The 12,248-nt window shown below is 69.3% G+C and carries 9 protein-coding genes; all 9 read right to left on the reverse strand.

All coding sequences use genetic code 11. The annotated features are described in order from the left end of the window. Positions 1-2,049, reverse strand: a 2,049-nt coding sequence (locus tag QR78_RS25000; protein WP_048430306.1) for a hypothetical protein, incomplete at its 3' end; no start/stop codon positions are given. 85 nt (positions 2,050-2,134) lie between these two features. Beyond that, a complete protein-coding gene (locus tag QR78_RS25005; RefSeq protein ID WP_053221074.1) occupies positions 2,135-5,146 on the reverse strand; it encodes a host specificity factor TipJ family phage tail protein in 3,012 nt (1,003 codons plus the stop codon). After that, complete coding sequence (locus QR78_RS25010) at positions 5,136-5,567, reverse strand: NlpC/P60 family protein (RefSeq protein WP_053221075.1); 432 nt, start codon at positions 5,565-5,567, stop codon at positions 5,136-5,138. Before QR78_RS25010 ends, QR78_RS25005 begins: the two co-directional genes overlap by 11 nt. A 133-nt stretch (positions 5,568-5,700) precedes the next feature. Then, a complete protein-coding gene (locus QR78_RS25015; protein ID WP_048430307.1) occupies positions 5,701-6,207 on the reverse strand; it encodes a hypothetical protein in 507 nt (168 codons plus the stop codon). Then, positions 6,207-6,632: a hypothetical protein gene (locus QR78_RS25020; protein WP_053221076.1), complete on the reverse strand. Its 426-nt coding sequence runs from the start codon at positions 6,630-6,632 to the stop codon at positions 6,207-6,209. The genes QR78_RS25015 and QR78_RS25020 overlap by 1 nt, the downstream gene beginning before the upstream one ends. Further along, positions 6,629-10,525 (reverse strand): phage tail length tape measure family protein, encoded by a 3,897-nt coding sequence (locus QR78_RS25025; protein WP_053221077.1) that lies wholly within the window; start codon positions 10,523-10,525, stop codon positions 6,629-6,631. Before QR78_RS25025 ends, QR78_RS25020 begins: the two co-directional genes overlap by 4 nt. Then, positions 10,515-10,664 (reverse strand): DUF7697 family protein, encoded by a 150-nt coding sequence (locus QR78_RS25030; protein WP_203154546.1) that lies wholly within the window; start codon positions 10,662-10,664, stop codon positions 10,515-10,517. The genes QR78_RS25025 and QR78_RS25030 overlap by 11 nt, the downstream gene beginning before the upstream one ends. A 101-nt stretch (positions 10,665-10,765) precedes the next feature. Next, on the reverse strand, positions 10,766-11,182 hold the full coding sequence (locus QR78_RS25035) for a hypothetical protein (protein ID WP_048430309.1): 417 nt from the start codon (positions 11,180-11,182) through the stop codon (positions 10,766-10,768). Between the two features lie 243 nt (positions 11,183-11,425). Next, positions 11,426-12,248, reverse strand: an 823-nt coding sequence (locus tag QR78_RS25040) for a phage tail tube protein (protein WP_048430310.1), incomplete at its 5' end; no start/stop codon positions are given.

Consider the following 12,248-nt stretch of genomic DNA (forward strand, 5'->3'; position numbering starts at 1 on the left):
GTCCGACAGGTCGGTGATCTGCCCGATCTGCGGAGTGAGGACGATCGGCATGTCGATCACCTCTCCGCCATAGCTGCGGAGGGTCCGAAACAACGAGACGATCTGGGTTTCGAGCGCGGGGTCACCAACTTGGTTCATCCCGAAGTTGCAAAGGTAGAGGTCGGCGTTGGTGGCTTGGTAGGCAGCCAGCATCTCGGGGCTGTTGCCGCCCGGGAGCGTCTGCCCTGCGGTCGAACCTCCGACCGCCAGATTTTTGATGATGACGGTCGAATTGCTGCACGCCTCGATCGCGCGTTTGAGGTGCCAGACCCAACCTTCCTGCATGTGGATCGGGCCGTCACCGTCGCCGTGGTCGTAGCGCGGCTTGGCATCCAGCGTGTCTTGCGCGACGCCTGTCCCGGCATAGTAAATGCTCGGGTTGTCCCGGCTCGGCCCGTTCGCGGTCGTGTACTGGCTGGGCGTCTGCCCGCCCTGCGCCTGGATGCTGTCGCCGACCTGGCAGATCGTGATGGTCTCTCCGGCCCGCATCTTGCGGCGCAGGCCCGACAGCCGGGACCGCATGTCGGTGAGCCATGCCAGGTGTTCCCCCTCGGCGCCGATCCTGACGCCGGTTCGATGCTCGTACATCGGCACGAGGGTGACCCCGTGCTGCGCGGTCACGTAGACGTGGTAGAGGCGGATCATGCCCAGCGGAGGGTCGGGGACGTACTCGGCTACGTCTCTGCCGCGTTCCGGTCCGGCGGTCACCCCAAGCGCGCCCGTCTTGGGGTCCATCCACAGCACGTCGTAGCGGGTTTGGTCTGCCGTATAGGTGATGCGGCAGACCGTATTTCCCGAGCCGGCGTTGGGATTGAAGATGTCGCCTGCGGTGTAGTCGACGACGTAATCGACGCCCTCGGCCTGCGAGACACCGTCACTATCGCGGACCACGCTGACGTTGCGCGGATACTCGTGCCCTAGACCGAGACGAGAAGCCTGGATCGGGAGCGTCATGGTGCGCGTCACGGCGCCGGGCCGGCCGAAGCTGACGAGCTGGAAGCGACCGCTGGCCGCCTTGTCGGCGACGATGACCGTCGAGCGGCCGTGGTCGAGGCGCAACTCCGGGATGAGGGCGCTCAGCCCGGTCCAGTAGAGCGGCTGCTGCCCCACGGCCGAGACGCGTTCGATGAGCGGCCCGTCCAGATTGCCGTCGGGCGCCCCTACGCTCTCGGAGACCTCGAAGGCGATCGGCGCGCCCGCGACCCCGTTCCAGCTGCCGTTGACGCGCACCCACCCGTAATCGCGCGCAGCGCTACCCGGTACCGGCTCGCCCTGCGCGATGCCGAACGCCGATGGCGTATCACCCGCCAGGAGCGCATAGAGCGTGTAGACGTAGGAGAAGCCCTTGCGAAGCTGCCCGAGACCAGGGGTGGGCAGGACCACCCGCTGCACGCGCGTCGGGTGCGGAGGGTCATCCAAGACGGCCGCGATGTCATAGCTGGTGAGCGGGTAGACCAGATCGCCCGACCCGGGGGGCGACGTGTCCACCGACGCGACGGGAACGCGGTAGACCTGCAATTGCAGCTTCACGATCCCCGGTGCGGCGCCGAGCCCCTGGATCCAGGTCGTGATCGATGCCGCGGCCGGCACGTCCCGGGTCGGCGTAAAGACGGCCGCCCAGGCCTCGAAAACTCCGTTGCGGGGGTAGGACTGGCCGGTCGTTCGTCTAGGGCGCGTGAAAGCGGCGCGGTCGCGCAAAGCAAGACCGGCGTCGAAGGTTGTCGAGCGGATGATCTCCGCAGCGAGGTCGGCCTCGGCCTGGGTCAGGTGGAGTTTGCCGTCGGGACCGAGCGTGAACCCGCGCGCCAGGAGAATGGAGAGGACGGCAGGTGCACTAGGGATGCCGGCGCCTGCCAGCGCCAGGATCTGCGCCACGAAGATGCCGAGGGTCTGGCGCCTCAGCAATCGCTGTCCGCCCACGTCAGCATGGACCAGCACCTCGACGGCCGCGTTGGCGTCGTCCAGCGGGAGGTTTGTCGAGCGGATGCCAGGGGTGATGCCGCCAGCCATTCAGGGATTTCCCAGCACTGGAGAGGGCACCGGAGAGGCACCCTGTCGGGATGGATTAGGAGTGAGACGGCCCGGGGGCCGCGGGTCAGGAGAGCGTGACGGAGACCGGGCCGAACGGGATGCTCTCGACAGGCGGGCTGTTACCGTCGAGAGCGGTCGCCCAGAGCCGGTAGGGACCGGCGGCGAGCGCCGTAGCGTTCGGAAGGGTCGTCAGGTCGCGAGGCGGTAGCGTCGTGTTCGGGCCGCTTGCCTGCTCGCCCATGTAGGCGCTGGCAGCCGAGAACGGCGCGCTGGCGCCAGCCGCGATGTAGAGGCGCGTCGCCGCGCTGTTCGGGTCGGCGCTTGAGGTGGCGGTTGCACGGATCGTCGGCGAAGAGGCGCCGGAGACCTGGGAAGCGGTGAGGGCCTGGGGCGCCGATGGCGCGGCCGGATCGGTCGCGGCGACCTGATGCGTCAGGATCGGGGTGGACCAGTCGCCCGGCACGCCGCCAGCCGAGATCGCGCGGGCCTGGAGCTCGATGCTGTCGCCCTTCTGATAGCCGGGCAGAACCACCGCGCCGGCGGCTGCGGCGCCTGGCGCCGACATCCATGTGCCGGACCCGATCTTGCGGTTGCGCACCTCGAACGAGGCGATGGTCAGCGTCTCGAGCGCGGGCGAACGAACCAGGATGACGACCGGGACCGGATTGGTTGCGGTCGCGGCGTCCGAGGCCAGCACACCCGAGACCACGTTGTCGACGATCGGTGCCAGCGGCGTGCCGGTCTGCTGCTGCGCCGGCCCGCCGGCCCGTCCGCTCCACGGCGGTGGCACCTCGGCATCCACCAGCGCCTCGATCTCGGCCGCGTGATCGATCAGGGTCAGGCGGGCAGCGAAGTCCTCCATCGCCTCGAATCCCTTGACCGTCACCGGGAACGACTCGCGTGCGGCGGGACCGAACATGAAGAGTTCGCCCGAGGGATCGTCATCGGTCGGCCCCGCAGGCACGTCGCCCGCACCAGTCAGCTTCACCGCGTGCGTCGTACCTGGGGCCGTGGCGATGGTCCGCAGCAGGGTCGCGCCATCAGCGCGGCGAAACCGGATGGCGTAGCTCTCGCCCGTGGACATCGTCACGGGCTCGTCGAGGTAGACCATGATGCTGCCGGCAACCGTGGTGACCGCGGTCACGCGGCCCGAAACCATGGTGCTCTCCAGCACGTCGTGACTCAGCTGCGCGCGGTCGCCGCGGCGGATGGTCAGCGCTTCCCAGTCGAGATTGACCGTGTGGGTGTCGGGCCGGTGGATCAGCTCGTATTGGCGTTTGCGAGCCTCGCGCCACACCATGTCGGGGTTCGTGACCCCCGGCATCTCCAGCTTCTCGGTGACCCGGATATCGCCGCTGTGGCCCGGCCAGGGTACTAGGCGCTCGGCCTTGGCGAACCCGTTGGTCTCGTCGAGGAACGACACTCGGAAGGCGTCGGGGAACACGGCATAGGGCCGCTTGCCCTGGTAGCTCCACGAGTTGCGCGGGCTGATGTGAGCCGACACGACGGACAGCGCCCGATCGATCACCACCTGCCACACCTCGCCGGTGTCGTGCGGGCTGGCCCGGCCGGCGGCGGCGATATCGCCCAGCACCTCGAGGACGCTGGCCTCGTAGTCGTGGACCCGGTTGTAGGTCAGGCCCTTGGCGTCGCAGAACCGGTGCCACTCCTCCAAAGCGCCAACCTCGGCGAGGGTCAGCGGATAGGCGATGGCCGGGCCGGTCAGCACGTAGCGGAACAGCGACGCCGGGTTGTTGGTCTCGCGCGCGATCCAGGTACCGCTCGCCTCGTCCCAGTCCGGGCAGATCGTCGCCACGTCGGCATTCAGCGCATCGAGCGTGCCGTTGAGCTGCCCCGTCGCCCGGATCCGGCAGGCGGCCAGCGCCAGCGGCTGGGGGAAGTCGATCGGATACTCGGGGCGGAACGAGCGCAGCACCGACCAGACCGTCGCGCCGTGCCGCTGGATCGTCTTGTTCGACTGGTCGACCTCGTCCCAGTCCGTGGTGCTGCGGGTCAGCTCGATGTCGTAGCGGCCGCGCTCCGGGAATGTGATCTGCGTCGTGCGGGTGAGCGCCTTGGCCTTGTTCGAGGTGATGCTGATGGACGGACCGGAGACCCAGGCGTTCGTGCCCGACTTGCAGTAGCGGACGCCGATGTTGACGGTGAAGTTCTGGTACGCGCCGTCCTTGTTGACCTGATAGATGCCCGTGCTGGTGATATCGATCTCGCACCCGGTGCAGTCCGAGGCCGTGGTGCGGATCTGCGGACCGCCCGTCGGTAGTTGTGCGGTCTTGAGCGCAACGGACAGCGCTTCCTCCAGCACCTGCTGCGGGTAGAGCGTCAGTCGTTCGTCGTCTGCACCGCCAAGGCGCGTTTCGAGGGTGATGTCGTTGTACCGTTCGATGGGGGTCTCGCCGATGCGCCAGTTGCGTACCGCGACCGGGCCGTAGCCGATCAGAAACGCAGCGACCACGTAGCGCTCATCGCCCACCGCCTGGGTGTAGGGCGTGGCCGCGTAGGGTGGCGCGAACCGGATCTTGCCCAGGATCAGCGGTACCGGGGCATCGGGGGTCAGCTGGTTCTGCAAGCCCTGGATGGCGTAGCTGGGCTTCTCCTTGGCGTCGGAGCGCGGTGGGATCAGCGCGTTGATGAGCAGCGTGCCGGCGAGCAGCGTCGTGCCGGTGATACCGGCGGATAGGAGCGACGCGAACGTGCCCGTGGCCGCACCGGGCAGGCCGAGGAGGCTGCCGGCGAGGAGCGGCCCGTAGAACTGCCCGAGCGCGATGGCACCGACCGTGACGGCGATCGTCAGGATGTTGCGCGCCGCGTCGCCGGCCGGGATCGGCTGGATCAGCAGGTGCGTCCCGGGCCGCGGACGGGTGCCGCGCCACATCCCGATCGGCACCACCCGCCCGTCGATCGTCACCCGCAGCCGGTCGCGCAGGCCCTCGGCGAGCCCCGGAAAGGCGAGCCCGACGATCTCCGCGATGCTGCAACCCGGCGGCGAGACCATCTCGCGCCGGCGGGAGGCGTCGAACAGGCTGTCAAGCGCCAGGACCGAGACGTCACGCGGCACGGGTGCGGTCCATGATTTCGGCGTGACGGTAGAGGCCGGAGAAGCGCGAGGCCCACCGCGGGGCGCGCAGGTCAAGCACGGCGCTGTCGTGGCCCTGGGTGATGTGCAGCGCCTGGGTCGGGGTGCAGATGAGCCCCACGTGGGCGTCGAGCTCGCCCACCCGGAACACGGCCACGTCGAACTCGCGCGCGGTGGTGAGCGGCACGGGGCGCCACAGCGCGCCCGCGGCCTCTCCGCCAATCGTCGACGCGATCTGCCGGCGCTCGGCCGGGCAGGCGCACAAGCCCGCATAGGACGGCAGGGTGAGGTCCAGCACCTCGCGGTAGACGAGGACGCAGAGGCCCCAGCAGGATACGCCGTCGGGCGTGTCGCCGGTCTCGGCCCAGGGTAGGCCGACGTAGGGGGTGGACCAGTGCATCATGCTCAGACCGGGAAGAAGGCGCACGCGATTAGCGCGACGGTCACGCAGGCGACCGCCGGCGGGGCGAAGATGCACGGGTCGTAGATCGTGGCCGCGGCTGCGATCAGCGCGACCAAGACGGCTTGAGCGCGCGTCACCGGAACAGCCCCGGGAACCGAGCCTTGCTCATCCGGCCGGACGGCATCGGCTCGTTAGCGAAGGACTCGCGCGACACGTCGAGCGAGATCCGCCCGGCGTCCCAGGTGCCGAGCGTGCCCTTCAGGTTGAGGTATCGGGCCTCGATCACGTCGGGCGTCGCCGCCATGACGATGGTGAGGTCCGCCGAGGGCGGCGATAGGATGGAGCGCAGCGGCTCCGTCATGCCGCTGGTCACGTTCTCGAACGTCAGCGTGGTCTTCGGCGCCGAGCCGCGCTGGTCGTCCGGCCAGACCGCGCCCATCAGCACGAACAGGTAGTCTTCGCCCAGATGCCGGGTGCCGTAGACGAGCGGGTCGGTGGTGATCCGCACCGTGGGGTCGCTCGAGAGCAGGATCGGCTCCGGCAACTCGGGATGCCGGATCGTCGTCAGCATGACGGGGATCTGGTCCGTCTGCGCCGCGTTCGCGGCCGTGCGGGCGTTGAGAGAGATCAGCCGAGGCATCAGGGCATGATCACCAGCGGGAAGGCGGCCGTGTAGGCTATGCCACGCTGAAGCGGAGCGAAGGAGGGCGGAGCGTCCCCGGCCATCACCAACCACCAGGCGGTGTTGATCAGCGGCCGGCCCTGATCGTTGAGCAGCTGCAGGCCGTCGTCGGCCAGGAGGGCGAGACCATCGTGCGTCTGGTCGGGCATGAGGAACGGCAGGCTGCCGCCCCCGATTTCCTCCCACCAGAACCGTTCAATCCGCGCCTTGCCATCGGGCGAGACGCGGAACGAAGCTGCGATCGGGCGCGCCACCGCGGAGAAGCGCCGGCGCACCTTCATCGGGCCGGTTTCCATCTGCGTGCGCAGCCGACCATCGCCCAGGCTCTCGCTGTAGCCTGAGGCGAGGACGCGCTGCGGCAGCTCGGCAGGCCAGACGATCAACGCTGGATCCTCCGCCCGCTCTGCGCCAGCGCCTCGCGACCCTGAGGAGTGCCGGCGCCGGCCACGAAGGTGTCGCCGATCGTCATCTCGATGCGGCGACGGCCTTGCTCATCGGTGCCCCAGCGCGCGGGCGCCTTCTGCTCCTGGGGCGTGCCGGTGTTGATGAAGGCGATGCCGGGGATCGCGTCGTTGCTGGGTCCCATCATCGCCCGGCTCGGCATCGTAAAGGTACCGCGGCCGACAACGCCGCCATCAGCATAGCCTCGCAGACCGCCCCGGCGGATGGCCTCGACGACCGCAACGCCACCATGCCGCGCAACGTCGTCTTGCGAGTAGACCACCTCACCGCGGTGCACGAAGCCAGCAACGTCGTAACGGTCGCCAGGGCCGGTGTAGCCGCCGACGTCGAACTTCCCGCCCCCGATCACCGAGGCGATCGTGCCCAGGAAGCCGTTGCTGTTGGCTGCCCCGCCCTTGGTGAAGGCGTCGAAGAAGGCCGAAATCGTGCGATCCGAGGCGGTCTGCAGGAGCTTGTCGGCGAAGCGCCCGGTCACGTTCGTGAGCGCTGAAGTGAGCGATACGCCCTGGCGCAGATCGCCGAGCATCCCCGAGAAAGCGGAACTGGCGAGATCCTTGGTCTGCTTCAGATTGTCGTTGAGGCGCAGGCCGTCTGCCTCCTGCGAGTCGAGGCCGAGCCCGGTTCCCCGCAGCCGAGAGGCAACCGCCTGCTCGGACTGGGTCCGGCCGATCTGAGCGCGATCGAACAGGATGTCCTTGCCAATCTGACTGCGCTGCAGGTTCGCCTGCGCCTTGGCGTAGGCGTCGGCGGTTTCCAGGATGACCTTGCGCTGCGCCTCCATCTCGGGGGTCATCTGGCTCGCCGAAGCCTTGACCAGATCCTGCGCTGTCGCGAAGGTGCGCCCGAAGGCGGTGCCACGCTGGATTTCGTCGTTCAGGAGTTCCTGGACCTTTTGCCGGCGCGCCTCCGCTTCCGTCGTCTGCTCCGTCAGCGTGGTCCGACTGCGCACGTCCGCTGTCTCACGGTCCGAAGCTCGGATGTTCGGCGCGCTCTTGTTGATGACCCTCTCGGCATAGTCGAGGACGTTGCCGACCGTCCGACCGCCGCCGACGATGGTCGGGTTGGCACGTGCCGCATCGCTGCCGAGGATCGATGCTGCCGAGGCGCCGCGATCCGCCCGGAGGAGATCGACAGCCCCTTGGGCGCCGGCGAAGTGCGCGAGGTAGAGGTTGCGGTCGGTGGTCGCGAGACCGGCCTTTTCCAGGGCTCGTGAGTTCTGCTCGGTCAGGGCCCGGATCAGCTCGATGCTGTCGCTGCGGTCGGTCCGGCGCGCCAGGATCTCGTCCCGGGACATGCCGGCGGCCCGCTCGGGGAACCGCTCCTTGAATAGGGCGAGCCAGGTCCGCTCAATGAACTGACCGAGGCCGGTCGCCGTCGATCGGGTGTTGCGCGCGTTCGGGTCGCCGCCGCTCTCGGCGCCGATGACGCGGTCCATGTAAGAGCTGACATTCTGCGAGCGCTCGGCCCGGACCGCGGTCTCCTTCTGGATCGTGTCGGTGTCGAGGTTGAGGGAGCGCTGCAATCCCTCTCTCGCCAAGGCGTTCTTCAAGGCCGCGTCCCGCGCGGCTGTCAGGCCGACGAGATCTCGAGCATCGGCGTTGCCGATGCGGGCCTCATAATCGGCGCGCACCTGCGCCGAGGATGGGCCCGTCACGTCAATGCCGAGCTTGCGCACCTCGTTGTTGTACTGCTCCTGACGATCCGCCAGCGCGCGATCGACCGGGTTCAGGCGCTGGGTCGCGGCCCGGTTGGCGAATTCCGACGCACGCACCTGTGCCGCGATGGTGGCACTGCCGAAACGCTCCATATCCTCGGTCATCGTGCGCAGCTGCGCCGACACCCGCCCAAAGGCACCTTCGGTCTCCGACAGGGCCCGCGGACCGAGACCGAAGGTGATCGGGTCGGAGAGGGCGCGGCGCAGGCGCTCCGCCGTGCCTTGGAGCTTGTCGAGTTGCGCCTGCTCGGGGTCGAGCGAGCGGACAAGGTCACCGATCTCTCGCGAACGCTGCGCCGTCTGCGCCCGCTCGGTTTGCTGCGCCTGCCGAGCCTGGATGCCGCGCAGGCGCGCGATCTCGTCCCGCAGCTCGTTGGCCGGGGCATCGATCCGATAGTCGAGCAGGCCACCGAACCGGCCGCGCAGGCTCTCGGTCTGCTCGAGCTGCGCCTGGAGATCCTTGATCCTCTCGTCCAGGGAGCCGCCGGTGAGCACCTTGTCCAGTTTCTCGCCGACCATGTCCCAGACGTTGCCGAACACCCGGCCGAACGCCGAGGTCTTGTCGCCGAAGGCCCCGGTCAGCTCACTCGCCTTGGTCAGGGCCGCCGCGTAGGCTTCGAACCCCACCCGCTGGGCGGCGAGCCGGTCGCCCTGCTCGGCGAGCCGACGGACCGTCTCCCGGGTGCGATCGTCGAGAAAGCCCAGCTTCTCGTTCAGCGCGTCGAGTCCGCGGACCAGATCCGGGTTGCCGAACGCCTTGGCGAGGTCGGTGTTGGCGTCGCCCACGTCCTGGCTGGTCGTGGCCGCATAATCGCGCGCGGTCCGGGCGAGGCCGGCATACATCTCGACGCCGATGCGGCCGGTCGAGGCGTACTCGGCCGAGAACTGCCGGGCCTGCCGGACCGAAACCTCGCCGGACGCGGCCGCAGCCTGCGCCGCCGCATTGATCAACGCGGCGTTGGCGCCGGACGCGCGACCGGCACCCGCCAGCGCGCGTTCCGTCTCCCGCATCGAGTTCTGATAGGACAGGACCGCCGCCGTGCCAGCGACCGCCGCGGTGGTCACGACACCGATCGCGCCACCCACGAAGCCGATGCGAGAGACGAAGCCGGTCACCGCCTCGCTCGCCTGTCCGAGCGCTCCCTTGATGCTGGCCGAGCCGGGGCCGGCAAAGACGGGTGCGATCTGCCCGCCCTGCTGCAGCAGGATGGTGAGCGGAGACATGCCGCTCGCTGCCGAGGCGACGATGTCTGTGCCCTGGTAGAGCAGGTTCTGCGCCTGGAAGCCGGTCAGCCGGCCATCGCCGCGGGCGCGCTGGTCGACCACCTGCCGGGCGAAGGCATCCTTCGTGGCCTGGATCGCCGCCGTGCCCTCGGCCTGGGTCAGGGCACCCGTGCGCACCGCCTGCCGGATCTCGGCAAGCTGGCCCAGGTACTCGCGTTGGGCGGCGAAAAGCGGGCTGTACTTGGCGCGCAGCCGGTCGAGCTCGTCGCCGTAGGCAGCGACGTCCGCGCCGCGATTCGGCAAGATCGTCTGGCCGGCGACCGCCGCCTGCGCGCTGGTCTTCTGGGCGAGGCCGGCGCGCTCCAGGCGCTGGGTGCTGTCCTCGAATGCGCGCACGGCCGCGAGCCGCGCCGCGGCCGCCTTATTCGCCGAGAGGGCGCCGATCTCCTCCGCCCGGGCGATATCCGCCAGCGCGGCCGAGTAGCGGGCGCCGGCCGCGGCCATCGGGTCGAAGCGGCTCTGGAGCGTCGCGACCTCGCGCGACAGCACCTCCGCCCGGCGCGCCGCCTCGTCGGCGGCCCGGGCCTGCAACTCGAACACGGAGGCCGAGTCGCGCGCGGCCCCGGCCGAGCCCTGACCGACGCCGAGCACGGCGTTGATGTTCGCCTGCGCCCGGGCCTGCGTTTCTGCCTCGCGTGCGGCCGCCGCCAGCCGCTGGAACTTCGCGGTCTGCCGGTCGACGGCGGCGCCGGCCGCGTCGCTCGCGGCAGCGATCTTCTGGAACGCGGCCTGGCCGTCCTGACCGGTCTCGGTGAGGACGCGCTTGACCTCGGCCCCACCCTCGACGCCGAGGCGGATGGCGACGCTAGTCGGCATTCTCGCTCTGCTCCTGGTAGGCCTTCACGATGACGGGCTCGACGTGCGGCAGGACGTCGGCGAGGAGCGCGGAAGTCGCGCCCATGGCGTCGGCCAGCGCCAACACAGCGCCGAAGTCGAGGGCATAGGGGGCGCCCATGCCGGCCCTGACCTGCCCGCCGCAGCGACGAATCACGGCCCAGGCCGTCAGGCCATCATCCGTGGCGGGTGCGTGCTCGTGGTACGGGCAGGCCTCGCATTCTACGCCGCAGGCGTCGCAGTATCCGGCGCCGCCACCGAAGTGCCAGCGGACGAGTTCGACGATGCGTTTTTTTCCGCGTCCCTCGCCAGGGCCGGCGCGACGTAGAGGTTGTCGATCGCGTCGTAGGCCGGCCAGTTCTCCATCAGGAGATCGACGGCCTCGCGGGTGACCGGGATCGGCTGACCATCGGCATCGCCGATACCCTCCCACTCCACGATGCCGCGGCGGGCCAGCTCGCGGACGAGCGCAATGTTGGCGCGGGCGCCGACGTCGTCCTGGTTCTCGTCGCGGAACACCTTGCCCACGGCCTCGCGGGCGACCAGCATCGAGGCGACGGTGATCGGCCGGAAACGGATTCGGACGCCCGGCAAGATGTCGAGCCAGAACGGCTCGACCGACTGGGAGAGCTTGATCATTTTTTCTCGCGGAGAAAGAAGCGATCGGACGCTGACGTGCGATCATCTTGCCAGTCGGCAGGTTCGCAACGATCCCCAGGCCCGCGGGGAACTTCGCTCAGCGTAGCGAGCAAAGCTAACGCACGGCAGGTGCGAATACCTTCCGTGCGATCCATCCCCGCACGAGCGGGGTCATGCCGTTGTACCGAGGGCCGCGCCCGGAGGGCAAGGGATTTGCCGACCGGTGCGCGGTCTGTACCGCGCTCAGTATGTCGCGACGTTGTTGATGAGCGTGGCGGTGACGGTCTTGCCGAGCGTCATGTCCTTCGCCGCCTGCCACGCGAAGGTGGCCTGCACCCCGTTCGGGCCGGTCACCGGCGTCTTCGCCCGCGGCAGGTAGACGGCGTGCGCCGTGAACACGAGCGAGCGCGCCGCGTCGGTGACCCAACCGAACGTGAGCTCGATGGGCGTGCCGGCGGTGGCTTGGTCGAGAAGGACCGTGTTGGCGAACCGGACCGTCACGTTGCCGGACATCATGACCATGCCCGGGTCGGCATCCTCGATGCGGCCATCGCCGCGGATCACCTCGACCTTGTCGAGGTTGTTCGAGTAGGTGAAGTCGGCCGAGACGACGGACCCGAGCGGCTGCCCGGCCCGGGTGATGGCACCCTGGAACGGGCTGAACCGCTCCACGCTGGCCTCGGCGAGCGTGCCGGCGGCCGACGCCACCAACTTATTCTCGCCCTGCGCGATCAGCCCGAGCGTCGCGGTGAGCAGGCCGGAGCGCTGCATCTGCACCCGCATGGTGTTGCCGCGCACGCCGAAGTTCTGACCGTAGCTCGGCACCTCCGGCAGGCCGACCTCCACCGTCATCGAAGGGAGGGCGACGGCGCCGGACGTGAACACGTGGGTGCGGGTGCCGCTGGCGTCGGTGCTCGACGGCGCGCCCATGAACAGCTTCAGCCAGTTGCCGAAGTTGCGCAGGTCGATCGGCACGACCACGTCGCCGTCGTTGTTCACGACGTCGCGGGTCGGCGGCAGCGGCTCGCGGCCGTAGCCGAGCAAGTCGCTGGCGATCAGGCCCTGC

It is taken from the genome of Methylobacterium indicum (assembly GCF_001043895.1).
Taxonomy (GTDB): Bacteria; Pseudomonadota; Alphaproteobacteria; order Rhizobiales; family Beijerinckiaceae; genus Methylobacterium; species Methylobacterium indicum.

Bases quoted from the DNA above. Each gene is read 5' to 3' on its own strand.
- QR78_RS25010 (WP_053221075.1), bottom strand. From the start codon at position 5,567: ATGATGCACTGGTCCACCCCCTACGTCGGCCTACCCTGGGCCGAGACC.
- QR78_RS25015 (WP_048430307.1), bottom strand. From the start codon at position 6,207: ATGCCTCGGCTGATCTCTCTCAACGCCCGCACGGCCGCGAACGCGGCG.
- QR78_RS25025 (WP_053221077.1), bottom strand. From the start codon at position 10,525: ATGCCGACTAGCGTCGCCATCCGCCTCGGCGTCGAGGGTGGGGCCGAG.
- QR78_RS25030 (WP_203154546.1), bottom strand. From the start codon at position 10,664: ATGGGCGCCCCCTATGCCCTCGACTTCGGCGCTGTGTTGGCGCTGGCC.
- QR78_RS25035 (WP_048430309.1), bottom strand. From the start codon at position 11,182: ATGATCAAGCTCTCCCAGTCGGTCGAGCCGTTCTGGCTCGACATCTTG.